Here is a 25,467-nt window from a genome sequence, read left to right on the forward strand (position 1 = left end):
GGACCCGTCGCCGGCGCGGGACCCGCGACCGGATCGTGCCTTTTCACCAGCCCGTCAACCCGACTAGCGTTGTGGTGGCGAGTGGTCCGAGGTGAGAGGCTTGGTCGGCGGTGACACGTATGGCACGTCGAGTTGGTGATCATGGCTGAGGCCACTGATTCCGTGGCCGTCGTGAAATTGTCCGATGAGCTTGGACCGGTCGACTACCTGATGCATCGGGGCGAGGCGAATCCCCGGACCCGCTCGGGCATCATGGCCCTGGAAGTCCTTGACGCGACACCGAACTGGGACGCCTTTCGCACCCGCTTCGAGAATGCCTCGCGCCGGGTGCTGCGGCTGCGGCAGAAGGTCGTCGTCCCGACCTTGCCGACGGCGGCGCCGCGCTGGGTCGTCGATCCCGATTTCAACCTGGACTTCCACGTGCGTCGCGTGCGGGTGTCCGGGCCGGGCACGCTGCGCGAGGTGTTCGACCTCGCCGAGGTCATCCTGCAGTCACCGATGGACATCTCCCGGCCGCTGTGGACGGCCACTCTGGTGGAGGGCCTGCCCGACGGGAGGGCCGCGACCCTGCTGCACGTCAGCCACGCCGTCACCGACGGCGTCGGTGGCGTGGCGATGTTCGCCGAGATATACGACCTCGAACGCGACCCCCCGCCCAGGCCGACGCCGCCGTTGCCCGTGCCGCAGGACCTGACGCCCAACGAGTTGATGCGGCAGGGCATCAACCGGCTTCCCCTGTCGGTGCTCGGTGGCGTCCTGGGCGCGGTGTCCGGCGCCGTCTCGACGGCCGGGCGGGTGGTGCTGGAGCCGACGTCGACGGTGTCGGGGATCGTGGGCTACGCCATGTCGGGGATGCGGGTGCTCAACCGGGCCGCCGAGCCGTCGCCGCTGCTGCGCCGGCGCAGCCTGGCAACCCGCACCGAGGCGATCGACATTCTGCTCGCCGACCTGCACAAAGCGGCCAAGGCCGGCGGGGGATCGATCAACGACGCCTACCTCGCCGGCCTGTCCGGCGCCCTGCGCCGCTACCACGAGGCCCTCGGCGTGCCGGTCAGCACGTTGCCGATGGCGGTGCCGGTGAACCTGCGGGCCGACGCCGACGCGGCCGGTGGCAACCGGTTCACCGGAGTCAACCTGGCGGCGCCGCTGGGCACCGCCGACCCGGTCTCCCGGATGCGCAAGATCCGCGCGCAGATGACCCAGCGCCGCGACGAGCCCGCGATGAACATCGTCGGTTCCCTCGCACCGGTACTCAGCGTCCTGCCGACCGCCGTGCTGCAGGGGATCACCGGCTCGGTGATCGGCTCCGACGTCCAGGCCAGCAACATCCCGGTCTACCCGGGGGACACCTACCTCGCCGGCGCGAAAGTCCTGCGCCAGTACGGCATCGGCCCGCTGCCCGGCGTGGCGATGATGGCAGTGCTGATCTCGAGGGGCGGGTGGTGCACCATCACCGTCCGCTACGACAGGGCGGCGATCCGCGACGAGCCGTTGTTCGCCCAGTGCCTGCTGGAGGGTTTCGACGAGATCCTGGCGCTGGCCGGCGACCCGGCGCCCCGCGCGGTGCCCGCCTCGTTCGGCGAGCCGGCAGCGTCGGCGTCGCGATCGGTGTCGGGATCATGAGCGCATCCGAGGAGCGGGGGACCGAACGCGACATGCAAAAACCGGCGACGGACATGCGACTGCCCGGATCGGTCGCCGAGATCATGGCCAGCCCACCCGGGCCCAAGATCGGGGCGTTCTTCGACCTGGACGGGACCCTCGTCGCCGGCTTCACCGCGGTCATCCTCACCCAGGAACGTCTGCTGCGCCGCGACATGGGGGTGGGGGAGCTGCTCAGCATGGTGCATGCGGGCCTGAACCACACGCTCGGGCGCATCGAGTTCGAAGATCTCATCGGTAAGGCCGCCTCCGCGCTGGCCGGGCGGCTGATCGACGACCTCGAAGAGATCGGCGAGCGGCTGTTCGTGCAGCGGATCGAGGGCCGCATCTACCCGGAGATGCGCGAACTGGTGCGGGCGCACGTGGCGCGCGGACACACCGTCGTGCTCAGCTCGTCGGCACTGACCATCCAGGTCAACCCGGTGGCCCGATTTCTCGGCATCACCAACATGCTCACCAACAAGTTCGAGACCACCGAGGACGGCATACTCACCGGCGGCGTGCAGAAGCCCATCCTGTGGGGGCCGGGCAAGGCCGCCGCCGTGCAGCGGTTTGCCGCCGAGAACGGCATCGACCTCAAGGACAGCTACTTCTACGCCGACGGCGACGAGGACGTCGCCCTGATGTACCTGGTCGGCAACCCGCGACCGACCAACCCCGAGGGCAAGATGGCCGCGGTGGCCAAGCGGCGCGGCTGGCCGATCCTGCGGTTCAACAGTCGCGGACCGGTCGGCCTCCGCCGGCAACTGCGCACGCTGGCCGGTTTCGGTTCGCTGTTCCCGATCGCGACCGGCGCGGTGGGGATCGGCATGCTCACCCGCAGCCGGCGGCGGGGGGTCAACTTCTTCACCTCCACCTTCTCCCAGGTGCTGCTCGCTACCACCGGCGTCCAGATGAACGTCATCGGCCAGGAGAACCTGACCGCGCAGCGTCCGGCGGTGTTCATCTTCAACCACCGCAACCAGGTCGACCCCGTCATGGTTGGCGCGCTGGTGCGCGACAACTGGACCGCAGTGGGCAAGAAGGAACTGGCCAAGGATCCGATCATGGGCACGATCGGCAAGGCGATGGACGCCGCGTTCATCGACCGCGACGATCCGAGCGCCGCCGTCGAGTCGCTGCACCAGATCGAAGAGCTCGCCAGAAAGGGACTCTCGGTCGTGATCGCCCCCGAAGGCACCCGCATGGACACCACCGAGGTCGGGCCCTTCAAGAAGGGCGCGTTCCGCATCGCGATGGCCGTCGGCATCCCGATCGTGCCGATCGTCATCCGCAACGCCGAGATCGTCGCCGCGCGCAACTCCACCACCATCAACCCGGGCACGGTCGATGTGGCGGTGTTCCCGCCGATCCCGGTGGACGACTGGACGGTCGAGACGCTGCCCGAGCGCATCGCCGAGGTGCGCCGGCTGTACCTGGACACGCTGGCCGACTGGCCCACCGACGAGCTGCCCGAGTCCGATCTGTACAAGACGAAGGCGGCGAAGAAGGCCCCGGCGAAGAAGGCCCCGGCGAAGAAGGCCCCGGCGAAGAAGGCCGCGGCCAAGAAGGCCCCGGCGAAGAAGACCCCCGCCAAGAAGGCCCCGGCCAAGAAGGCGGCGGCGAAAGCCCAGCCGAAGGCCCCCGGCCCCGGCGAGGAGACACCCGAATCCGGGCCCAGAGGGCGCGTGTGAGCGAACCGGCCGCAGACACCAGCGCCGATCAGGATTCGCTGGTGTTGGCGTCCATGGCCTCGCCGGTCGAAATGGAGCTGATCACGGCCTGGGTGGAACGGCAGCGCGCCGACCACCCGGGCGCGCGGGTCGACGTACTGCGGCTGCCCGAACCCGACGCGCCGCCGTCGGAGCTGAGCGCGCTGGCGCAGCGGCTCGAATCCGGTCACGACCGTTCGATCGTGCCGGTTCAGGTGTTCTGGTTGCCGCCCCCGGACCGCGGCCGGCTCGCCAAGGTGGCGGGCCTGCTGCCCGGCCTGGATCCCTACCACCCCAGCCAGCGCCGGCAGCGCCGCATCCGGCGCGACGCTCCCGGTCGCGCGCGGGTGGTGGCCGGCGAGCCCGCCAAGGTGTCCGAATTGCGTCAGCAGTGGCGCGACACCACGGTGGGTGAGGATCCGCGCGACTTCGCCGGGTTCGTCGTCCGCCGCGCGGTCCTGGCGATCGAGCGCGTCGAGTACCGCATCCTCGGGCCGCAGTACAAGTCTCCGCGGCTGCTCAAGCCGGAGATCCTGGCTTCGGCGCGGTTTCGTGCGGGTCTGCAGAAGATCCCGGGCGCCACCGTCGAAGAAGCCGGCAAGATGCTCGACGAACTGGCGACCGGGTGGAGCAGGGTGTCGGTCGACCTGGTGTCCGTGCTCGGCCGGGCGATCAGCCGCGGATTCGATCCCGAGCTCGACTACGACGAGTACCAGGTGGCGGCCATGCGCTCCGGGCTGGAAGCGCACCCGGCGGTGCTGCTGTTCTCGCACCGGTCCTACATCGACGGCGCGGTGGTGCCGGTGGCGATGCAGGAGAACCGGCTGCCGCCGGTGCACGTGTTCGCCGGCATCAACCTGTCGTTCGGTTTGATGGGACCGCTGCTGCGCCGGTCCGGCGTCATATTCATCCGCCGCAACGTCGGCGACAACCCGCTCTACAAGTACGTCCTGCGCGAGTACGTCGGCTACATCGTCGAGAAGCGGTTCAACCTGAGCTGGTCCATCGAGGGCACCCGCTCGCGGACGGGCAAGATGCTGCCGCCCAAGCTCGGCCTGCTGGCCTACGTGGCCGACGCCTACCTCGACGGCCGCAGCGAGGACATCCTGCTGCAGCCGGTGTCTATCAGCTTCGACCAGCTGCACGAGACGGCCGAGTACGCCGCCTACGCCCGCGGCGGGGAGAAGACCCCCGAGGGCATCGGCTGGCTGTACAACTTCATCAGGGCGCAGGGCGAACGCAACTACGGCAAGATCTACGTCCGCTTCCCCGAGGCCGTGTCGATGCGCCAGTACCTCGGCCCCCAGCAAGGTCCGCTCAACCACGACCGGGACGCCAACAAGCTTGCCCTGCAGAAAATGTCCTTCGAGGTCGCGTGGCGAATCCTGCAGGCCACCCCCGTCACCGCGACGGGGTTGGTGTGCGCGCTGCTGCTGACCACCCGCGGCGCGGCGCTCACGCTGGGCCAGCTGCACCACACCCTGCAGGACTCCCTGGACTACCTCGAACGCAAGCACACCCCGGTCTCGACGAGCGCGCTGCGGCTGCGCACCCGGGCCGGCGTGCGTGCCGCGGTCGACGCGCTGTCGGGCGGTCACCCGGTCACCCGGGTCGACGGCGGGCGGGAGCCGGTGTGGCAGATCGCGCCCGAGGACGAACACGCCGCCGCGTTCTACCGGAACTCGGTGATCCACGCCTTCCTGGAAACCTCCATCGTCGAACTCGCGCTCGCGCACACCCGCCACGCCGGAGGCGACCGCATGGAGGCGTTCTGGGCGCAGGCGATGCGGCTGCGCGACCTGCTCAAGTTCGACTTCTATTTCGCCGACTCGGCGACGTTCCGGCAAAACATCGCCGAAGAGATGGCCTGGCACGACGACTGGGAGTCCCACGTCGCCGCCGGGGGAGACGAGATCGACGCGATGCTGTTCGCCAAGCGTCCGCTGATGGCCGACGCCATGCTTCGGGTGTTCTTCGAGGCCTACGAGATCGTCGCCGACGTGCTGCGCGACGCCCCGCCCGACATCGGCCGGCAGGAGCTGACGGACCTGGCGCTCGGGGTGGGGCGGCAATACGTGGCGCAGACCCGGGTCCGCAGCAGCGAGTCGGTGTCGACGCTGTTGTTCGCCACCGCGCGCCAGGTCGTCGACGACCACGGCTTGATCGGCCCCGGAGCCGAGCTGACCGAACGGCGGGTCGCCTTCCGGCGCGAGTTGCGCAACGTGCTGCGGGATTCCGGCCACATCGGTCGGCTCGCGCGCAAGCAGTTCGTCGCCCGCGAGTTAAAAGCGCGCCAGGACCAACGGGACAGCCGAACCGACTGACCGCCGCGCGCCCCCCAATAGCCTGGACCCATGACCGTTGCCCCGCCCGCCGGGAACGCCCCGGCACGCGCGCGACGAGGGGCGCTGCCAAGCGCCCTGCACGGGTGTGGCCGTTGCTGGTCGGGGTCGCGGTGCTGGCGGGGTGCACGGCGGCCGGGATCGGGGCGTTGTCGCTGGCCGATGCGCTGCTCGACACCGGTCTGCCCGATCCGGGGCCGGCCACCACGCTGGGGCTGCCGTTCGTCCGCGCGGCGGGCGAGATCGCCGCGGTCCTGGCCGTCGGTTCCTTCCTGTTCGCCGCCTTCCTGGTGCCGCCGCAGCGGAGCGGCGTACTCGACGCCGGCGGCTACCGTGCGCTCCGCACGGGGACGTGGGCGTCGGGGGTGTGGGCGGTGTGCGCCGCGTTGCTGGTCCCGCTGACCATCTCCGACGTGTCGGGCCAACCGCTGAGCCAGCACCTCAACCCGCTCACGCTGTGGTCGTCGGCCGGCCTGGTCACCACCGCCTCCGCGTGGCGCTGGACGGCGATCCTGGCCGCGCTGGTCACGCTGGCCAGCGTGTCGGTGCTGCGCTGGTCGTGGACAGCGCCGCTGTTGGGCGCTTCGCTGTCGACCCTGATCCCGCTGGGGCTGACCGGACACTCCTCGGCCGGCGGCTCGCACGACTTGGCGACCAACAGCCTGCTGATCCACCTGGTCGCCGCCGGCCTATGGGCCGGCGGCCTGCTCGCGTTGGTGGCCCACGCCCTGCGCGGGGGCGACCACCTGGGCCTGGCGGCGCGGCGGTTCTCGTCGATCGCGCTGTGGTGCTGGTTGGCCATGGGCGTGAGCGGGGTGATGAACGCCCTAGTGCGGGTGCTGCCGTCGGACCTGCTGACCACCTCCTATGGGCGGCTGGTCGTCGGCAAATTCCTGGCGCTGTGCCTGCTGGGCGTCCTCGGCTGGCGCCAGCGCCGCTCGGCAGTCGCCGCGCTGCACGACGACGCGAGCCCGCCGCACGCGCGGCGGGCCCTGATCCGGCTCGCGCTGATGGAAGCCGCGCTGTTCGGGCTGACCTTCGGCATTGCCGTCGGGCTGGGCCGCACACCGCCCCCGCCGCCGCCGATTCGGCTGCCCTCGCCGTCGGAAGCCGAGGTCGGCTACAACTTCGACGGGCCGCCGACCATGGCGCGCGTCCTGTTCGACTGGCGTTTCGACCTGATCTTCGGCACGGCCGCGATCGTGTTCGCCGCGGTGTACGTGGCGGCGGTGGTGCGGCTGCGCCGGCGCGGCGACCGGTGGCCGGCGGGCCGGACGCTGGCGTGGTTGCTCGGCTGCCTGACCCTGTTGTTCATGACGTCCTCGGGTGTCGGCCGGTACATGCCGGCGATGTTCAGCATGCACATGGTCGCCCACATGGGGCTGTCGATGCTGGTCCCGATCCTGCTCGTGCTCGGCGCCCCGGTCAGCCTGGCGCTGCGCGCACTGCCGACCGCCGGTCGTGACGATCCCCCGGGTATGCGGGAATGGTTGTTGGCCGCACTGCACAGCCGATGTTCCCGGTTCCTCACCAACCCGGCCGTGGCCACGGTCCTCTTCGTCGCCGGCTTCTACGGGTTGTACTTCTCGAGCCTGTTCGACAAGGCGGTGAGCAGTCACGCCGGGCATCTGGCGATGAACGTGCACTTCCTGCTCAGCGGCTACCTCTTCTATTGGATCGTCATCGGGGTGGACCCCACGCCGCGCCCGATCCCGCCGCTGGCCAAGGTGGGTGTGGTGTTCGCGTCGTTGCCGCTGCACGCGTTCTTCGGGGTGGTACTGATGGGCACCCAGCGAGTCCTCGGCGCCGACTACTACCAATCGCTGGGACTGGGCTGGCACACCGACCTGATGGGCGATCAGCGGCTGGGCGGCGCCATCGCGTGGGCGGCCGGAGAAGGCCCCCTGGTGATCGTGATGTTGGCGTTGCTCATCCAGTGGGCGCGCAGCGACGACCGCATGGCCCGGCGGCTGGACCGGGCGGCCGACCGCGACGACGACGCCGAGCTGGCCGCCTACAACGCGATGCTGGCCGAGCTCGCGCGGCATAAGACGACAGAACTGCGCTAGAGGTAGTGATACCGGGCCTGGAGAATCTGCAAATCATCGCCGACGACGCGGTAGACGAGCCTTTGCTCCTGGGTAATCCGCCGAGTCCAGGCGCCGACGAGCCCGTATTTCAACGGCTCCGGCTTACCGATGCCTTCCTGCGGTGACCGACGGGCGTCCGCGATGAGCGTGTTGATCCGCTTGAGCACCGCACGGTCGGCGGTCTGCCAATGCTGGTAGTCCTCCCACGCTTGCGGCGAGAAGACGATGTTCACTCGGCGAGTTCAGCCCGGATTCCGCCGCCCTGGTCCAAGGCGTCAGCAGCGTCGAGGAGCCGGCGGGCATTGGCCGGGGAGCTGAACAGGTATGCCGTCTCCTGCCACGCTTCCCAGTCCTCGGCGGACATCAGCACGGCGCGACCAGCCTTCGATGTGATCTCGACCGGCGTCCGGTCGGCGTTGACCCTTTCGATCAGGGGAAACAGGTTCTTGCGCGCCTCGCTTGCGGTGATTGCCACCGAGCGCCTCCTCGCTAGTGGTACAAGATATGGTACCAGCCAGTTCAGTGTTGCTTGGTAGCCGCATGGAGCGGGGCGGTCGGCCGGGAAATCCATGGTGATCGAGCCGTCGCGGCCGGGACGGCAGCGCAGTTCGCCGCTGCGGGTGGCAAAAGCCCGCTCGCCGCCAAGCACGTGCGCGCTGGCCAGGGTGCCGTGCCCGCACAGGTCGACCTCGGTGGTCGGGGTGAACCAGCGCAGCGGCAAGCTCGCGTCGTGCTGGTCGCCGGTCAGGTCGACGAACGGCGGTTTAGGTCACAGCGACATCCTCGCCGAACAGGTCCAGGCGGCTCCGTCGACACACCTCCACCGGCCAGCCGTCTCGGAAGCAGGTCATTGAGACAGCAGGCCGCACGCGCGATCGCCTCCGACTCACCGATGGACTGATCCACAGTCACCGTTTTCTCCACAGTGCCAGCGCGCGGGCCCCGTCTGCGACCGAGTCCGTCGGTGGTCCCGAGCTGAATGGCGGTCGTATAGGGCGGTGACCTGTTCGCCAAGCCATGACAGATAGATCGAGAAAGGGATCAGCCAATGTTCGAAACTCCGCTTACCGTAGTCGGTCACATCGTCAACGACCCCCAGCGCCGCCGGGTCGGTGACCAGGAGCTCATCAAGTTCCGGGTGGCCAGCAATTCCCGTCGCCGCACCGGTGACGGTGGCTGGGAGCCGGGCAACTCGCTGTTCATCACGGTCAACTGCTGGGGCAAGCTGGTGACCGGCGTGGGTGCCGCGCTGGGCAAGGGAGCGCCGGTGATTGCGACCGGACACGTGTACACCAGCGAGTACGAGGACCGCGACGGCAACCGCCGTTCCTCGCTGGAGATGCGGGCCATCGCGGTCGGGCCGGACCTGTCGCGCGCCCTGGTGCGCATCGAAAAGCCCGGGTACACCGGTCCGGAACCGGCTCCTGCCCCGGCGGAGGCCGCCGCCGACGGCAAACCGGCCGAGGACGCCGCCGCCGCCGACGACGACGCCGCGGGCGGCAACCCGCTGCCGCTGTCGGCCTAGCGGCCGGCCCGGCGCCGTCGGGCGATGCCTAGGATGGTCCGCGAGATCATTTTGCAAGACCAGAAAGGCAAAACCGCGGCATGGCTGAGTTCATCTACACGATGAAGAAGGTCCGCAAGGCGCACGGCGACAAGGTCATCTTGGACGACGTCACGCTGAGCTTCTACCCGGGCGCCAAGATCGGTGTCGTCGGCCCCAACGGCGCCGGCAAGTCGAGCGTCTTGCGGATCATGGCCGGACTGGACAAACCCAACAACGGTGACGCGTTCCTGGCCGCCGGCGCCACCGTCGGCATCCTGCAGCAGGAGCCGCCGCTGAACGAGGAGAAGACGGTTCGCGGCAACGTCGAAGAGGGCCTGAGCGACATCAAAGTCAAGCTGGACCGTTTCAACGAGGTCGCCGAACTCATGGCCACCGACTACTCCGACGAGTTGATGGAGGAAATGGGGCGGCTGCAGGAGGACCTCGACCACGCCGACGCGTGGGACCTCGACTCGCAGCTCGAGCAGGCCATGGACGCGCTGCGCTGCCCGCCGCCCGACGAGCCGGTGACCAATCTGTCCGGCGGTGAGCGTCGCCGGGTGGCGTTGTGCAAGCTGCTGTTGTCCAAGCCCGACCTGCTGTTACTGGACGAACCGACCAACCACCTGGACGCCGAGAGCGTGCAGTGGCTCGAGCAGCACCTGGCCTCCTATGCGGGGGCGGTGCTGGCGGTGACCCACGACCGCTACTTCCTCGACAACGTCGCCCAGTGGATCCTCGAGCTGGACCGCGGCCGCGCCTACCCCTACGAAGGCAACTACTCGACCTACCTGGAGAAGAAGGCCGAGCGGCTGTCGGTGCAGGGCCGCAAAGACGCCAAGCTGCAGAAACGGCTGGCCGACGAGCTGGCGTGGGTCCGGTCCGGCACCAAGGCGCGTCAGGCCAAAGGCAAGGCGCGACTGCAGCGCTACGAGGAAATGGTCGCCGAGGCCGAAAAGACGCGGAAGCTCGACTTCGAGGAGATCCAGATTCCGGTCGGGCCGCGACTGGGCAACGTGGTGGTCGAGGTGGCCCACCTCGACAAGGGCTTCGGCGGACGCACCCTGATCAAGGACCTCTCGTTCACCCTGCCGCGCAACGGCATCGTCGGCGTCATCGGCCCCAATGGTGTCGGCAAGACCACGCTGTTCAAAACCATCGTGGGTCTCGAGGAGCCGGACAGCGGCACCGTCAAGGTCGGCGAAACGGTCAAGCTCAGCTACGTCGACCAGGACCGCGCCGGCATCGACCCCAAAATGACCGTGTGGGAAGTCGTCTCGGACGGGCTCGACTACATCGAGGTCGGCCAGAGCGAGGTGCCGTCTCGGGCCTACGTGTCGGCGTTCGGGTTCAAGGGACCCGACCAGCAGAAGCCGGCGGGGGTGCTCTCCGGTGGCGAGCGCAACAGGCTCAACCTCGCGCTGACGCTCAAGCAGGGCGGCAACCTGATCCTGCTCGACGAGCCGACCAACGACCTGGACGTCGAAACGCTGAGCTCGCTGGAGAACGCCCTGGAGAACTTCCCCGGCTGCGCGGTGGTGATCTCCCACGATCGCTGGTTTCTCGACCGCACCTGCACGCACATCCTGGCGTGGGAGGGCGACGAGGACAACGAGGCCAAGTGGTTCTGGTTCGAGGGCAACTTCGGGGCCTACGAGGAAAACAAGATTGACCGGCTGGGCGCCGAGGCCGCGCGTCCGCACAGAGTGACCCACCGCAAGTTGACGCGCGGCTGACGTCGGCCCGCGCTGACATCCGTCGCAAGTTGGGAGCAATCGGCATGACGATCGATCCCGGGGCTAAGCAGGACATTCAGCCGTGGACCACGTTCTCCGAGGACGAGGACATTCCCGAGTGGATCTCGACGGCCTACCTCGAGAGCTATCGCGGTCCGCACACCGACGAGCTCGGGGAAGCCGGGCCGATCGATCCGAGCCTGCCCGCCGCCATCGTGACCCCGGCGATGCTCGGTGCGCACTATCGGCTCGGCGAGCACCGCCCGGCCGGCGAAAGCTGCGTGGCCGTATACCCCCTGGACGATCCCGCGGGGTTCGGGCCTGCGCTGCAGGTCGTCACCGACCACGGCGGGATGCTGATGGACTCCGTCACGGTGCTGCTGCACCGCCTCGGTGTCGCCTACGCGGCCATCATGACCCCGGTGTTCGAGGTGCGGCGCAGCCCCGAGGGGGACCTGCGCGGCATCGGGCCGAAGCCCGCCGGCGCGTCACCGTATGACGGCGAGGCGTGGATACACGTGCAGCTGTCCCCGGCCGTCGACACCAAGGCCCTCGCCGAACTCGAGCGGCTGCTGTCCAAGGTGCTGGCCGACGTCCAGCAGGTCGCCAGCGACGCAACGGATCTGATCGCCGCGCTCGAGCAGGTGACCGCCGCCGTCGAAGCCAACTCCGACGACCATTTCGCCGCACCGGACCGCGACGAAGTGGCCGCACTGCTGCGCTGGCTGGCCGACGGGAACTTCCTGCTGCTGGGCTATCAGCGCTGCCAGGTGCACGACAGCGAGGTCTCCGGCGACGGGTCGAGGGGCCTCGGCGTGCTGCGGACACGCACCGGTTCCCGGCCCCGGTTGACCGACGACGACCAACTGCTGGTCCTGGCCCAGTCCGTGGTCGGCAGCTATCTGCGCTACGGTGCCTACCCGTACGCCATCGGGGTCCGCGAGTACGTCGACGACGGCATCGTCGAGCACCGCTTCGTCGGGCTCTTCACCATCACAGCCATGAACGCGGACGTGCTGGAGATCCCGATGGTCTCGCACCGGGTCCGCGAGGTGCTCACGATGGCCGACAGCGACCCCGCCTATCCCGGGCAGCTCCTTCTCGACGTCATCCAGACCGTCCCGCGGTCGGAATTGTTCACCCTGAGCGCCGAACGGCTGTTAGCGATGGCCAAAGCCGTGGTCGACCTGGGATCCCAGCGGCGCGCATTGTTGTTCCTGCGCGCCGACCGGCTCCAGTACTTCGTCTCCTGCCTGGTCTATGTGGCCCGCGACCGCTACACCACACCGGTGCGGCGCCAGATCGAGGACATCCTGGTGCGCGAATTCGGCGGGACACGACTCGAATTCACCGCGCGTGTCAGCGAATCCCCATGGGCACTGATGCATTTCATGGTGCGGCTGCCTCCGAAACAGGAAGGTGTCGCCGTCGCTCCGGTCGACACCTCCGAAGAGAACCGGGTCCGGATCCAGGCGATGCTGAGCGAAGCCGCCCAAACCTGGTCCGACCGGCTGCATGGCGCCGCGGCCGACGACACCGTCGCACAGGCGGACGCCGAGCACTACGCGGCCGCCTTCCCCGAGGCCTACAAGCAGGCCGTCGCGCCCGCCGACGCCATCGACCACATCCGCATCATCAACGAGCTGAGCGACGACTCGGTCAAGCTGGTGTTCTCCGACAGCGGCGAAGAGGGGCTCGCCCAGCTCACCTGGTTCCTGGGAGGGCACACCGCGTCGCTGAGTCAGCTGCTCCCGATGCTGCAGAGCATGGGGGTCGACGTGCTCGAGGAGCGGCCGTTCACCGTCACCCGGGCCGACGAGCTGCCGGTGTGGATCTACCAGTTCAAGATCTCACCGCACCCGACCATCCCGCAGGCGTCGTCGACCGAAGAGCGCGACGCGACGGCACAACGGTTCGCCGACGCGGTCACCGCGATCTGGCAGGGCCGCGTCGAGATCGACCGATTCAACGAGTTGGTGATGCGCGCGGGCCTGGCCTGGCAGCAGGTCGTGCTGCTGCGCGCCTACACGAAATACCTGCGGCAGGCCGGGTTTCCCTACAGCCAGTCCCACATCGAGGCGGTGCTCAACGACCACCCGTCGACGGCGCGGTCGCTCGTCGCACTGTTCGAGGCGCTGTTCAACCCCCAGGGATCTTCCGGGAGCCGCGACGCGCAATCGGCGGCCAACGCGGTCGCCGCGGACATCGACGCGCTGCGCAGCCTGGACACCGACCGCATCCTGCGCGCCTTCGCGTCGCTGGTCCAGGCCACGCTGCGCACCAATTACTTTGTGACGAAAGAGGGTTCGGCCCGCGCCCAGAACGTGCTGGCGCTCAAGCTGGACGCGCAACTGATCGACGAGTTGCCGCTGCCGCGGCCCAAATACGAGATCTTCGTGTATTCCCCCCGCGTCGAGGGTGTGCACCTGAGGTTCGGCCCGGTGGCCCGCGGCGGGTTGCGCTGGTCGGACCGCCGCGACGACTTCCGCACCGAGATCCTGGGCCTGGTCAAGGCGCAGGCGGTGAAGAACGCCGTGATCGTGCCGGTCGGCGCCAAGGGCGGGTTCATCGTCAAGGGCCCGCCGCTGCCCACCGGTGATCCCGCCGCCGACCGGGACGCCACCCGCGCCGAAGGTGTGGCCTGCTACCAGCTGTTCATCTCCGGGCTGCTGGAGGTCACCGACAACGTCGACCACTCCACCGGGAAGGTCAACCCCCCGCCCGAGGTGGTGCGGCGCGATGGCGACGACGCCTACCTGGTGGTGGCCGCGGACAAAGGCACCGCCACGTTCTCCGACATCGCCAACGACGTCGCCAAGTCCTATGGGTTCTGGCTGGGCGACGCGTTCGCCTCCGGCGGGTCGGTCGGCTACGACCACAAGGCCATGGGCATCACCGCCAAGGGTGCGTGGGAGGCGGTCCGACGGCACTTCCGGGAGATGGGGGTCGACACCCAGGCCGAGGACTTCACCGTCGTCGGCATCGGCGACATGAGCGGCGACGTGTTCGGCAACGGCATGCTGCTGAGCAAGCACATCAAGCTGATCGCCGCCTTCGACCACCGGCACGTCTTCCTCGATCCGGACCCCGACCCCGAGGCGTCCTGGGAGGAACGCCGACGGCTGTTCGACCAGGCGCGCTCCAGCTGGGACGACTACGACAAGTCGCTGATCAGCGAGGGTGGCGGCGTGTATGCCCGCGAGCAGAAGGCGATCCCGGTCAGCGAGCAGGTCCGCGCCGCGCTGGGCATCGACGGCGACTCCGAGGAGATGGCCCCGCCCAACCTGATCAAGGCGATCCTGCAGGCGCCGGTGGATCTGCTGTTCAACGGCGGGATCGGCACCTACATCAAGGCCGAATCCGAGTCCGACTCCGACGTGGGGGACCGCGCCAACGACCCGGTCCGCGTCAACGGAAACCAGGTGCGCGCCAAGGTGATCGGCGAAGGGGGCAACCTCGGTGTGACGGCGCTGGGTCGCGTCGAGTTCGACCTGTCGGGCGGGCGCATCAACACCGACGCGATGGACAACTCCGCCGGTGTGGACTGCTCGGACCACGAGGTCAACATCAAGATCCTGATCGACGCGCTGGTCACCGCCGGCAAGGTGGACCCCGACGAGCGCAAAGAGCTGCTGGAGTCCATGACCGACGAGGTGGCACGGCTGGTGCTCACCGACAACGAGGACCAGAACGACCTGATCGGCACCAGCCGCTCCAACGCGGCCAGCCTGCTGCCGGTGCACGAACGCCAGATCAAGTTCCTGGTCGAAGAACGCGGCCTCAACCGCGAACTGGAGGCGCTGCCGTCGGAAAAGGAGATCCGCCGCCGCTCCGAGGCGGGCATCGGGCTCACCTCGCCCGAGCTGTGCACGCTGATGGCGCACGTCAAGCTCGGTCTCAAGGAGGACATGCTGGGCACCGAACTGCCCGAGCAGGACGTGTTCAGCTCCCGGTTGCCGCTCTACTTCCCGACGCCGCTGCGGGAACGGTTCACCCCGGAGATCCGTGCCCACCAGCTGCGCCGCGAGCTCGTCACCACCATGTTGATCAACGACCTGGTGGACACCGGGGGCATCAGCTACGCCTTCCGGATCGCCGAGGACGTCGGCGTCCAGCCCGTCGACGCGGTGCGCACCTACGTGGCCACCGACGCCATCTTCGGGGTGGGCGACCTCTGGCGGCAGATCCGCGCGTCGGACATACCGGTGGCCCTGTCGGACCGGCTCACGCTGGACACCAGGCGCCTGATCGACCGATCCGGGCGCTGGCTGCTCAACTACCGCCCGCAGCCGCTTGCCGTCGGCGCCGAGATCAACCGCTTCGCCGCGAAGGTCAAGGAGCTGACCCCGCGCATGTCGGAGTGGCTGCGCGGTGACGACAAGGCGATCGTGGAAAAGGAAGCCGCCGAATACTCCTCGCAGGGCACGCCCGAGGATCTGGCCTACCTGGTCGCCGCCGGCCTGTACCGGTTCAGCCTGCTCGACATCATCGACATCGCCGACATCAACGAAATCGACGCCGCCGAGGTCGCCGACACCTACTTCGCCCTGATGGACCGGCTCGGCACCGACGGGCTGCTCACGGCGGTATCCGAGCTGCCCCGCAACGATCGCTGGCATTCGTTGGCGCGCTTGGCCATTCGCGACGACATCTACGCATCGCTGCGCTCGCTGTGCTTCGATGTGCTCGCCGTCGGGGAGCCCGACGAGACCGGCGAGGAGAAGATCGCGGAGTGGGAGCACCTCAGCGCCTCGCGGGTGGAGCGGGCCCGCCGGACGCTGGCCGAGATCCAGGAGAGCGGGGCAAAGGATCTGGCGACGCTGTCGGTGGCCGCGCGGCAGATCCGGCGCATGACCCGCACCAGCGGCAGGGGCTCGTCGAGTTGAGCGTTGGTTACGTCGCACCCGTGCCGGTGCGCTGGTCGGACATCGACATGTACCAGCACATCAACCACGCCACCATGGTCACGATCCTGGAAGAAGCGCGGGTGCCGTTCCTCGCCGAGCCGTTCGCCCTCGACATCGCCACGGTCGGGTTGCTGATCGCCGACGTCCGGGTCACCTACAAGGCGCAGCTGCGCCTCGCCGATTCGCCTCTGCAGGTGACCATCTGGACCAAGCAGTTGCGGACGGTCGACTTCACGCTGGGCTACGAGGTGCGTTCGGTCGGGGCCGCCCCCGGGTCCAAGCCGGCTGTCATCGCCGAGTCGCAGCTGGCCGCGGTCCACATCGAGGAGCAGCGACTGGTGCGGCTCTCACCACACCAACGGGAGTACTTGCAACGGTGGCTGCGGTGACAGGAGGCGGAGCCGAGCGAGGACTGTGGCTGGGGCCGCAAGGCGGTACCGCCCAGCGAGCGGACCTCGCCACGTTCGTCGATCGCGCGTTGCGACTCGACGACACGGCGGTGATCCGGTTGCGTGCTCGGGCCGGTGGGCTGGTGACCGCATGGGTGGCAACGGGTTTCGACGTACTGGTCTGTCGCGTGGTGGGGGGCACCGTGCGGCCCGGCGACCTGTCGGTGGCCGCGGACGGATTGGCGCGCGGCCTGGCCGCGATGGACGCCTCGGGCTACGTGGATCCGGGCTTTTCGATGGACTCGGCCTGGCGGGGTGCACTGCCCCCGGAATCCGGCTTCATCCACGTCGACGACGTACCGGCCCGGGTGATGCTGGACCTAGCCGAGCGCGGCGCGCGACTTGCCAAGGAACACAGCAGTTCCCACGGCCCGCCCGTCTCACTGCTCGACCAGGAGGTCATCCGGGCCAGTTCGGCCGAGGTCGAGATAGGTGTGCCCATGCGTTGTGTGTTCGCTTTGACCGCAATGGGATTCCTGCCACAGCAGGCGGATGCCATTCCCGCCGAAGAGATCATCCGGGTCCGCGCCATGCCGAACTGGCTGCGCATCGACGCCAGGTTCGGCTCGGTGTACCGGCGTCGCGGCGACCCGGCGCTGGTGCTGCGCTGAGGATCAGGTTCCCTGGGCCGTCCACAAGGGCGGAACGCAGTCGCGGCGATTCCGGTTGGCTCACCGTCCACGCCTGAGGTCCGATGCACGCAGCGGGACTAGACGAGCCACGCCGCGGCGTCGGGCGGCAAGGCGCCGCCGGCCGGCGGCACGCTGGCCAGGATGACCTCCCCCTGCGGCAGCGGGATCGGCCGGCTGCCCGCGTTGAGGACGCAACGCAACCCGCCCGCGCGGCGGCGGAAAATCAGCGCGTCGGCCGGCGCCGTCAGCCAGTCGATCGCGGTGCCTTCGAATTCCGCACGGGCCCTGCGCAACTCGATCGCCTGCCGGAAGAACGACAACGTCGACCCGGCGTCGGCGCGCTGCTTCTCGACCGTCAGCGCCGCCCAGTCCTCCGGCATCGGCAGCCAGGTGTCGGCGGAGCCGGAGAAACCGAACGGGGGAGTGTCACCCGACCACGGCATCGGGACCCGGCAGCCGTCGCGGCCCCGCTCGGTGTGTCCGGAGCGTTCCCACGTGGGATCCTGCAGCACCTCGTCGGGCAGGTCGACGTCGGGCAGGCCCAGTTCCTCGCCGTTGTAGACGAACACCGCACCGGGCAGGGCCAGCGTCACCATGGCCATGGCGCGCGCCCGGCGCAGCCCGGCCTCCCCGCCGCCGTAGCGGGTGACCTCCCGGCCGACGTCGTGGTTGGACAGCGTCCAGGTCGGGGTGGCGTCGACGAGCGCCGCGGCCGCCAGCGAGTTCTGGATCGCGTCGTGGATCTCGGTAACGTCGAACTCGGTTCGGGTGAGCCGGAAGTTGAAGCCGAGGTGCAGCTCGTCGGGCCGCAGATATTCCGCCCAGCGGCGATTGTCGGTGACCCACACCTCGCCGACGGTCATCGCCCCGGGGTAGTCGTCGACCACCGTGCGGATGTCGCGGTGGATGGCGTGCACGTTCGGGTTGTTGAAGCGCGGGTCGTCGTCGGTGTGGCGCAACACCGTGCTGTTGTCCTTGGCGTCCGGCAGGCCCTCGGGCTTGGCCATGCCGTGCGCCACGTCGATGCGGAAGCCGTCCACGCCGCGCTCCAGCCAGAACCGCAGCGTCTTCTCGAAGTCGTCGAAGACCTCGGGATTGTCCCAGTTGAGGTCCGGCTGCTCGGCGTCGAAAAGGTGCAGGTACCACTGGCCGGGCTCGCCGTCGGGCTCGACCACCCGCGTCCAGGCCGGGCCGCCGAACACCGACTCCCAATTGTTCGGCGGCACCGCCCCGTCGGGGCCTTGCCCGTCGCGGAAGAAATACCGATCCCGCGCCTCGGTGCGCGGACCCGCGGCCAGCGCGGCCCGAAACCACGGGTGCTGGGAGCTGGTGTGGTTGGGGACGACGTCCATGGTGACCTTGATGCCCCGCTGGTGTGCGGCCGTGACCAGCCGCTCGAACGCCGCCAGCCCGCCGAACAACGGATCGATGTCGCGCGGGTCCGCCACGTCGTAGCCGTGATCGGCCATCGGGGACACGGTGACGGGGTTGAGCCAGATCGCGTCGACACCGAGCTCTTGCAGGTGGCCCAGCCGGGCCGTCAGCCCGTCCAGGTCGCCGACCCCGTCGTCATTGCTGTCGGCGAACGACCGCGGATAAACCTGGTAGAAGACCGCGTTCGACCACCACGGCGTGTCCGTCGCGCCCGCCATCAGATGGTCGAGTTCACGAGCGAGTGGGCGGCCATCTCGAGGTAGTCCAGCAACTCTTTGCGGTGCTCGTCGTCAAGCGTCTGCGAGTCGATGGACGCGACGGCGGTGTGCATGCAGCGCAACCACGCATCCCGCTCGATGGGCGTGATCCGGAATCGGGCGTGGCGCATCCGCAGCCGCGGGTGGCCGCGCTGGTCGGAGTACGTGCGCGGGCCGCCCCAGTACTGCTCGAGAAACATCCGCAACCTTTCCTCGGCGCCCGCCAGGTCGTCGGCGGGGTACAGCTCGCGCAGGACCTCGTCCTCGGGAACCTGCTCGTAGAACCGCGAGACGATCGCGTTGAAGGTTTCGGCACCGCCGACGGCGTCGTAAAAGCTGACCTGATCCATCTCCTCCATTGTGGTGCATGGGGCGGCGGGCGAGGCGCGCCGGGCGCAAACCTGCGCCAAGACTTGCCTGCTGTTCACCGGATGGACACGGCTCACCCCGGGAATAGGGGTGCGATCCGCGGCGAATCATGGTGGACTATCCGCGGAGGATCTATGGCGCAGGGCAAGAGACGCCGCAGCCACCGCAGTTCCGGTGCCGCGGCAGGGTCGACCGAGCCAGCGACCGCGTCATGCCTGCACAGTGTTGAGAGTTACCCTCCCCCTCGCCCGGACGGCTCGTCGATCTGGAGCCGGCGGCGGGTGCTGCTGCTCAACTCCACCTACGAGCCGCTCACGGCGCTGCCGATGCGGCGCGCCATCGTGATGGTCATCTGCGGCAAGGCCGACGTGGTGCACCACGACCCGGCCGGACCGGTCATCCACTCGGCGACCAGTTCGATCGTGGTGCCCTCGGTGATCCAGCTGCGGGCATTCGTGCGGGTGCCCTACCGCGCCCGCGTGCCGATGACCCGCGCCGCGCTGATGCACCGCGACCGCTTCTGCTGCGCCTACTGCGGCGCGAAAGCCGACACCGTGGACCACGTGGTGCCGCGCAGCCGCGGCGGCGACCACTCCTGGGAGAACTGCGTCGCGTGCTGCTCGACGTGCAACCACCGCAAGGGCGACAAGCTGCTCGCCGAACTCGGCTGGACGCTGCGCCGGGCGCCGATGCCGCCGACGGGCCAACACTGGCGGCTGCTGTCCACGGTCAAGGAGCTGGACCCGGCGTGGACCCGCTATCTCGGTGAAGGCGCGGCTTAGCCGGTCCGGGGTCGTCCGGGGCTCATGCCAGGCCCATCCGGGTGCCCCGCAAGGCGCCCCGGTGGGATACGGTTTGCGTCGTGAGCCTTATGCAGATCCACCTGTTCTTTATCGGAATCCCGCTGCTGCTGGTGATCCTGCTGGCGGTGCCGATCTTCTCGCGCAAGGGGCCGCACCCCGCGACCTACAAGCTCTCCGAGCCCTGGACACATCCGCCGATCCTGTGGGCGGCCACGGACGAAGCCGTCGGCCACGCGCACGGTGGGCACGACGCAGCGAAGTTCTCAGTGGGAGGTGGCGCCAGTGGCACATGGTGAGCTAGCGACGATCGATCAGGGCGACCTGCCCGAGGGCGCCGTCATCACCAGCAGCGGACGGATCTCGGCGGTCACCGAGCCCGGCGAACTGTCGGTGAAGTATCCGTTCCCGATCAAGGACCTCGTCGCCATCGACGACGCGCTCAAATACGGCTCGCGGGCGTCGAGGGCGCGGTTCGCCATCTACCTGGGCGACCTGGGCAGCGACACCGCCGCCCGGGCGCGCGAGATCCTGGCCAAGGTGCCGACGCCGGACAACGCGGTGCTGCTCGCCGTCTCGCCCGACCAGTGCGCCATCGAGGTCGTCTACGGCTCTCAGGTCCGGGGCCGCGGCGCGGAGTCGGCCGCACCCCTGGGGGTTGCCGCGGCCGCATCGGCGTTCGAGCAGGGCGACCTGGTCGACGGGCTGGTCAGCGCGATCCGCGTGCTCAGCGCCGGGATCTCCCCGGCCTGATCGCCCCCTCGGCGTCCGGGGGTGTCGCGAGCGTGCGCACTTGTGCGCGGCACGCCGGTCACCGGCGTACAAACATGCACGCTCGCGACTCGCCGCGCCCTCAGCCGGCCGCGTCGAGTTTGCGGGCCTTCAGGGCCCGCTTGACCCCGGCCTGGCCTTCCAGCACCAGCCTGCGCAGGGCTGGCGGCACCTCCGACTCCGGGGCGCGCAGGAACTCGTCGGCGGCGGCGATACCGGCGTCGCTGATGTCCCAGTGCGGGTACAGGCCGATCACCACGGTCTGGGCGACCTCGCTGGAGCGGCGCGCCCACACCCCGGGGATCGCCTCGAAGTAGCGCGCCGCGAACGGTTCGAGCAGCTCGCCCTGTCCGGGCGCCGCGATGCCGGCGATCATCGACCGGGCCGTGATGTTGGCCAGGGTGTCGTCCTCGACCACCTTGGTCCAGGCCTCCTCCTTGACCCGCGGCTGCGGCCGAGCCGCCGCGGCCTGGGCGGCGTTCCGCCGGCCGGCGGCCGTCGCGTCGCGCCGGGCCTCGGCATCGATGAACGGGGTCGCGGGCCCGTCGGCGTCGATCGCGCCGGCGGTGGCCAGCGCGGTGACGATGCGCCAGCGCAGGTCGGTGTCGATCTCCAGGCCGGCCAGACCCTGCTCGGCCGGATCCCCGTCGAGCAGGGCGGTCAGCGTCTCGACGTGGCGGGTCGACAGCACCGAGGAGCACAGCGTGTTGACGAACGCGAGCTGGTGGTCGGAGCCGGACGCTGCGCCGCGCGCCAGCTCCAGCAGCCGGTCGGCGAACGCCGGCCAGCCCCGTTCGCGCGCCCAGCCCGGCTCGGCATAGGAGGCCAGCGCCGTCTGCGCCTGCATCAGCAGCCGCTGCGCGACGCCGACCTCGGTCTCGGCCTGCACCCCGCCGGACACCAGCGCCACGAAGTCCCGCGCCCGCATCTCGGCCTCGCGCGTCATCTCCCACGCCGCCGACCACACCAGCGAGCGGGGCAGCGGTTCGGCGATGTCGGCGATCCGCTCCAGCGCGGTGCGAAGTGACTCGGCATCGAGGCGCAGCGAGCAGTACGTCAGGTCGTCGTCGTTGACCAGGACGAGCTTGCCGCGCGAAACACCCACCAGCGCGGGCACCTCCGTCTGCGGACCCTCGACGTCGAGTTCCTCCCGGTGCACCCGGACCAGCTTGCCGGACCGGTCTTCGTCGTAGATGCCGATCGCCAGCCGGTGCACCCGGGTCTCCCCGGCGCCCGGCGCGGCGCCGCTCTGCGTGACCGCGAACCGGGTGAACCTGCCCTCAGCGCCCGGGCCGTCGACGTCGAACTCCGGCCGCAGCGTGTTCAGGCCGGTGGTTTTCAGCCACTGCCGTCCCCAGTCCGACAAGTCCCGGCCGGAAGCCTGCTCCAGCGCGGAGATCAGGTCGCCGAACGTGGCGTTGCCGAACGCGTGGGCGCGGAAGTAGTCGCGCAGTCCGGCCAGGAAGTGCTCCAGCCCCACGTAGGCCACCAGCTGCTTGAGCACCGACGCGCCCTTGGCGTAGGTGATGCCGTCGAAGTTGACCTCCACGGCGGCCAGGTCGGGGATCTCGGCGGCGATCGGGTGCGTCGAGGGCAACTGGTCCTGGCGGTAGGCCCACGACTTCTCGACGGTGGCGAACGTCGTCCAGGCCTCGGTGAACTCGGTGGCCTCGGCCTGGCACAGCACCGAGGCGAACGTCGCGAACGACTCGTTGAGCCACAGGTCGTCCCACCACGTCATGGTCACCAGGTCGCCGAACCACATGTGCGCCATCTCGTGCAACACCGTCTCGGCGCGCCGCTCGTAGGAGGCGCGGGTGACCTTGCTGCGGAACACGTAGTCCTCGAGGAACGTCACCGCGCCGGCGTTTTCCATTGCGCCGGCATTGAATTCGGGCACGAACAGCTGGTCGTACTTGCCGAAGGCGTAGGGCATGCCGAAGTTCTTGTGGTAGAAGCCGAATCCCTGCTTGGTCTGGGTGAACAACCGCTCGGCGTCCATGTACTGCGCCAGCGAGGCGCGGCAGTAGATGCCCAGCGGGATCTCGCCGTGTTCGTCGGTGTAGCGGTCCGTCCATTCGGCGTAGGGGCCGGCGATCAGGGCCACCAGGTAGGTGCTCATCCGGGGGGTGGTGGCGAAGGTGTGCACGCCGGCCCCGTCCGTCTCGTCAACCGATACGGTCGCGCCGTTGGAGACGACCTTCCAGTGCTTGGGCGCGGTCACTTTAAGGTCGAACGTCGCCTTGAGGTCCGGCTGGTCGAAGCAGGCGAACATGCGTTTGGCGTCGGCGGTTTCGAATTGCGAATACAGGTAGGTCTCGTCGTCCACCGGGTCGACGAACCGGTGCAGTCCCTCGCCGGTGTTGGAGTAGCGGCAGTCGGCGTCGACGACGACCACGTTGCGGTCGGCCAGCCCGCGCAGCGGGATGCCGGTCGACTCGTCATAGCCGGACACGTCGAGGTCGCGACCGTTGAGGGTGGCGCTGCGGATCGTGTCGGCGGCGATGTCGAGGACGGTGTCGGCGCCGGTGAGCGCGTCGAACACCACGGTGGTGGTGGACCGGAAAGCGCGGTCGCCGGGCGCGCCGGAGCCGTCGGTGAGGTCGAGGCTGATCTGGTAGCTGTCGACGGTGATCAACGCGGCACGTTCGACCGCCTGGTCCCGGGTGAGATTGGGAAGGGCCACGCGTCCAACTTACGTGCAGGAGGGGACGGGAACACACCCGCGGCGACTACGGTTGTGCTGGACGGTGTTCGCCAGCGTCATCCGCTTTCGAGGAGAGGACTGCGCCATGCCCGCAGAGGCCCCCGTCAAATCCCAGGCCGACTTCTGGTTCGACCCGTTGTGCCCGTGGGCGTGGATCACCTCCCGCTGGATCCTCGAGGTCGAGAAGGTTCGCGACATCACCGTGAACTTCCGTGTGATGAGCCTGGCGATCCTCAACGAGAACCGCGAAGGGCTCTCCGACAACTACCGCGAGATGATGAAGCACGCGTGGGGCCCGGTGCGGGTGGCGATCGCCGCCGAGCAGGCCCATGGTACCGGCGTGCTGGGTCCGCTGTACACGGCGATGGGCACCCGGATCCACAACGAGGACAACAAGGACCTGCCCGAGGTCATCAAGGCGTCGCTCGCCGATGCCGGCCTGCCGGCCGAACTCGCCGAGGCCGCGGACAGCGACGCCTACGACGAAGCCCTGCGCAAGAGCCACCATGCCGGGATGGACGCGGTCGGTGACGACGTCGGCACGCCCACCATCCACGTCGACGGCGTGGCGTTCTTCGGGCCGGTGCTCTCGCGAATTCCGCGCGGCGCGGAAGCCGGCAAGCTGTGGGACGCCTCGGTCACCTTCAGCGCCTACCCCCACTTTTTCGAGCTCAAGCGGACCCGCACCGAGAAGCCCGAGTTCGACTAGCCCCCGGGGGGTGGCGCGACCGGGTCGGGCACAATGTCGGGCATGCGCGTCTACCTCGGTTCTGACCACGCCGGATTCGAGCTCAAGCAGAAAATCATCGAGCACCTCGAGCAATCCGGCCACGAGCCGATCGACTGCGGCGCGTACGGCTACGACGCCGAGGACGACTACCCGGCGTTCTGCATCGCCGCCGCAACGCGCACGGTCGCCGACCCCGAGAGTCTGGGCATCGTGTTGGGCGGATCGGGCAACGGCGAGCAGATCGCGGCGAACAAGGTCCCCGGGGCCCGCTGCGCGCTGGCGTGGAACGTCGAAATCGCCAAGCTGGCGCGCGAACACAACAACGCGCAGCTGATCGGCATCGGCGGCCGCATGCACACCGAGGCGGAGGCGCTGGCCATGGTGGACGCCTTCGTCAGCACGCCGTGGTCGAAAGCCGAACGCCACCAACGGCGTATCGACATCCTCAGCGAATACGAACGTACCCACCAGGCGCCGCCGGTGCCCGGCGCCGGGGCCTGAGCGCCGCGGGTGCCCGAAGGGCATACGCTGCACCGGCTGGCCCGGCTGCACCAGCGGCGTTTCGGCCGGGCGCCGGTCGCGGTGTCGAGCCCGCAAGGCCGCTTCGCCGACTCGGCGGCCCTGGTGCACGGCCGGGTGTTGCGACGCGCCGACGCCTGGGGCAAGCACCTGTTCCACCACTACGCCGGCGGCCCGATCGTGCACGTGCATCTCGGGCTGTACGGCACGTTCACCGAATGGCCGGTGCCCGCGGGTCCCGACGATGCACTCCCGGAAGCGGTCGGACAGGTGCGGATGCGCATGGTGGGCGCCGATTTCGGCACCGACCTGCGCGGCCCGACGGTGTGCGAGGTGATCGACGAGGGTCAGGTCGCCGACGTCGTAGCCAAGCTCGGGCCCGACCCGTTGCGCGGCGACGCTGACTTATCGTGGGCTTGGGTGCGAATTGCCAAGTCCCGCAGGCCGATCGGTGCGCTGTTGATGGACCAGACCGTCATCGCCGGCGTGGGCAACGTCTACCGCAGCGAGTTGCTGTTCCGCCACGGCATCGACCCGTTCCGGCCCGGCCGTGACGTCGGCGAGGCGGAGTTCGGGGAGGCGTGGACCGATCTGGTGGCGCTGATGAAGGTCGGGTTGTCGCGCGGCAAGATCGTCGTGGTGCGTCGCGAACACGACCGCGGCGCACCGTCGTACCGGCCCGGACGGCCCCGGACCTACGTGTACCGCCGCGCCGGGGAGCCGTGCCGGGTGTGCGGGGAACCGGTCCGCACCGCCGTACTCGAGGGCCGCAACGTGTTCTGGTGCCCGACCTGCCAGACGTGAACGACGCCGTACGTTTGCGTG

19 protein-coding genes and 1 pseudogene are annotated in these 25,467 nt (G+C 69.2%); 15 read left to right on the forward strand and 5 right to left on the reverse strand.

The annotated features are described in order from the left end of the window. Window positions 1-141 precede the first annotated feature (141 nt). From AB8998_RS10370 to AB8998_RS10385, 4 genes and pseudogenes are all read left to right on the forward strand, one after another. The gene (locus AB8998_RS10370) at window positions 142-1,623 is read left to right on the forward strand and encodes a WS/DGAT/MGAT family O-acyltransferase (RefSeq protein WP_369737857.1); all 1,482 of its coding nucleotides are present in this window, start codon (window positions 142-144) and stop codon (window positions 1,621-1,623) included. Next, window positions 1,620-3,335, forward strand: a complete 1,716-nt coding sequence (locus AB8998_RS10375) for an HAD-IB family hydrolase (protein ID WP_369737858.1) — start codon at window positions 1,620-1,622, stop codon at window positions 3,333-3,335. Before AB8998_RS10370 ends, AB8998_RS10375 begins: the two co-directional genes overlap by 4 nt. Next, window positions 3,332-5,677 (forward strand): glycerol-3-phosphate 1-O-acyltransferase, encoded by a 2,346-nt coding sequence (locus tag AB8998_RS10380; RefSeq protein WP_369737859.1) that lies wholly within the window; start codon window positions 3,332-3,334, stop codon window positions 5,675-5,677. Before AB8998_RS10375 ends, AB8998_RS10380 begins: the two co-directional genes overlap by 4 nt. Before the next feature lie 30 nt (window positions 5,678-5,707). Then, window positions 5,708-7,764: pseudogene (locus tag AB8998_RS10385) on the forward strand (bifunctional copper resistance protein CopD/cytochrome c oxidase assembly protein). Here AB8998_RS10385 and AB8998_RS10390 read toward each other — a convergent pair. Together AB8998_RS10390 and AB8998_RS10395 are read right to left on the reverse strand one after the other, a co-directional pair. Then, entirely contained in the window at window positions 7,761-8,018 is a 258-nt protein-coding gene (locus AB8998_RS10390) for a Txe/YoeB family addiction module toxin (protein WP_369737860.1), read from the reverse strand. The pseudogene AB8998_RS10385 and the gene AB8998_RS10390 overlap by 4 nt on opposite strands. Then, window positions 8,015-8,533: a type II toxin-antitoxin system prevent-host-death family antitoxin gene (locus tag AB8998_RS10395; RefSeq protein WP_369741509.1), complete on the reverse strand. Its 519-nt coding sequence runs from the start codon at window positions 8,531-8,533 to the stop codon at window positions 8,015-8,017. Before AB8998_RS10395 ends, AB8998_RS10390 begins: the two co-directional genes overlap by 4 nt. A 300-nt stretch (window positions 8,534-8,833) precedes the next feature. Here AB8998_RS10395 and AB8998_RS10400 point away from each other — a divergent pair, with 300 nt between their 5' ends. The 5 genes from AB8998_RS10400 to AB8998_RS10420 all read left to right on the forward strand — a co-directional run bounded on the left by AB8998_RS10400 (window position 8,834) and on the right by AB8998_RS10420 (window position 17,034). Next, window positions 8,834-9,310, forward strand: coding sequence for a single-stranded DNA-binding protein (locus AB8998_RS10400; RefSeq protein ID WP_369737862.1), 477 nt, complete (start codon window positions 8,834-8,836; stop codon window positions 9,308-9,310). 80 nt (window positions 9,311-9,390) lie between these two features. Beyond that, complete coding sequence (gene ettA / locus AB8998_RS10405) at window positions 9,391-11,067, forward strand: energy-dependent translational throttle protein EttA (RefSeq protein WP_369737863.1); 1,677 nt, start codon at window positions 9,391-9,393, stop codon at window positions 11,065-11,067. A gap of 44 nt (window positions 11,068-11,111) precedes the next feature. After that, on the forward strand, window positions 11,112-15,953 hold the full coding sequence (locus AB8998_RS10410) for an NAD-glutamate dehydrogenase (protein ID WP_369737864.1): 4,842 nt from the start codon (window positions 11,112-11,114) through the stop codon (window positions 15,951-15,953). Next, window positions 15,950-16,363 carry an acyl-CoA thioesterase gene (locus AB8998_RS10415; protein ID WP_369737865.1) on the forward strand — a complete coding sequence of 138 codons (414 nt, stop codon included), beginning with the start codon at window positions 15,950-15,952 and terminating at the stop codon, window positions 16,361-16,363. The genes AB8998_RS10410 and AB8998_RS10415 overlap by 4 nt, the downstream gene beginning before the upstream one ends. Beyond that, on the forward strand, window positions 16,360-17,034 hold the full coding sequence (locus AB8998_RS10420) for a DUF8010 domain-containing protein (protein ID WP_369737866.1): 675 nt from the start codon (window positions 16,360-16,362) through the stop codon (window positions 17,032-17,034). The genes AB8998_RS10415 and AB8998_RS10420 overlap by 4 nt, the downstream gene beginning before the upstream one ends. Window positions 17,035-17,132: 98 nt before the next feature. Here the strand turns inward: AB8998_RS10420 and AB8998_RS10425 are convergent, their stop codons facing one another. Both AB8998_RS10425 and AB8998_RS10430 read right to left on the reverse strand, forming a co-directional pair. Then, a complete protein-coding gene (locus AB8998_RS10425; protein WP_369737867.1) occupies window positions 17,133-18,707 on the reverse strand; it encodes a glycoside hydrolase family 13 protein in 1,575 nt (524 codons plus the stop codon). Further along, window positions 18,707-19,096 carry a globin gene (locus AB8998_RS10430; RefSeq protein WP_369737868.1) on the reverse strand — a complete coding sequence of 130 codons (390 nt, stop codon included), beginning with the start codon at window positions 19,094-19,096 and terminating at the stop codon, window positions 18,707-18,709. The genes AB8998_RS10425 and AB8998_RS10430 overlap by 1 nt, the downstream gene beginning before the upstream one ends. A 153-nt stretch (window positions 19,097-19,249) precedes the next feature. On the opposite strand from AB8998_RS10430, the gene AB8998_RS10435 reads away from it, so the two are divergent. The 3 genes from AB8998_RS10435 to AB8998_RS10445 all read left to right on the forward strand — a co-directional run bounded on the left by AB8998_RS10435 (window position 19,250) and on the right by AB8998_RS10445 (window position 20,668). Further along, complete coding sequence (locus AB8998_RS10435; protein ID WP_369737869.1) at window positions 19,250-19,897, forward strand: HNH endonuclease; 648 nt, start codon at window positions 19,250-19,252, stop codon at window positions 19,895-19,897. Between the two features lie 89 nt (window positions 19,898-19,986). Then, window positions 19,987-20,214 carry an aa3-type cytochrome oxidase subunit CtaJ gene (ctaJ, locus tag AB8998_RS10440; protein WP_369741510.1) on the forward strand — a complete coding sequence of 76 codons (228 nt, stop codon included), beginning with the start codon at window positions 19,987-19,989 and terminating at the stop codon, window positions 20,212-20,214. Further along, window positions 20,201-20,668, forward strand: coding sequence for a DUF5130 domain-containing protein (locus AB8998_RS10445; RefSeq protein ID WP_369737871.1), 468 nt, complete (start codon window positions 20,201-20,203; stop codon window positions 20,666-20,668). Before ctaJ ends, AB8998_RS10445 begins: the two co-directional genes overlap by 14 nt. 100 nt (window positions 20,669-20,768) lie before the next feature. On the opposite strand, the gene pepN is transcribed toward AB8998_RS10445, so the two are convergent. Beyond that, entirely contained in the window at window positions 20,769-23,372 is a 2,604-nt protein-coding gene (gene pepN / locus AB8998_RS10450) for an aminopeptidase N (RefSeq protein ID WP_369737873.1), read from the reverse strand. 106 nt (window positions 23,373-23,478) lie between these two features. Between pepN and AB8998_RS10455 the strand changes: the two genes are divergently transcribed. The 3 genes from AB8998_RS10455 to AB8998_RS10465 are packed head-to-tail and all read left to right on the forward strand — an operon-like array spanning window position 23,479 to window position 25,446. Then, on the forward strand, window positions 23,479-24,102 hold the full coding sequence (locus AB8998_RS10455; RefSeq protein ID WP_369737874.1) for a mycothiol-dependent nitroreductase Rv2466c family protein: 624 nt from the start codon (window positions 23,479-23,481) through the stop codon (window positions 24,100-24,102). Between the two features lie 42 nt (window positions 24,103-24,144). After that, window positions 24,145-24,624: a ribose-5-phosphate isomerase gene (locus tag AB8998_RS10460; RefSeq protein ID WP_369737875.1), complete on the forward strand. Its 480-nt coding sequence runs from the start codon at window positions 24,145-24,147 to the stop codon at window positions 24,622-24,624. Window positions 24,625-24,633: 9 nt separating this feature from the next. Continuing rightward, window positions 24,634-25,446, forward strand: a complete 813-nt coding sequence (locus AB8998_RS10465) for an Fpg/Nei family DNA glycosylase (protein WP_369737876.1) — start codon at window positions 24,634-24,636, stop codon at window positions 25,444-25,446. Window positions 25,447-25,467: the final 21 nt, after the last annotated feature.

It is taken from the genome of Mycobacterium sp. HUMS_12744610, from assembly GCF_041206865.1.
Classification (GTDB): domain Bacteria; phylum Actinomycetota; class Actinomycetes; order Mycobacteriales; family Mycobacteriaceae; genus Mycobacterium; species Mycobacterium servetii.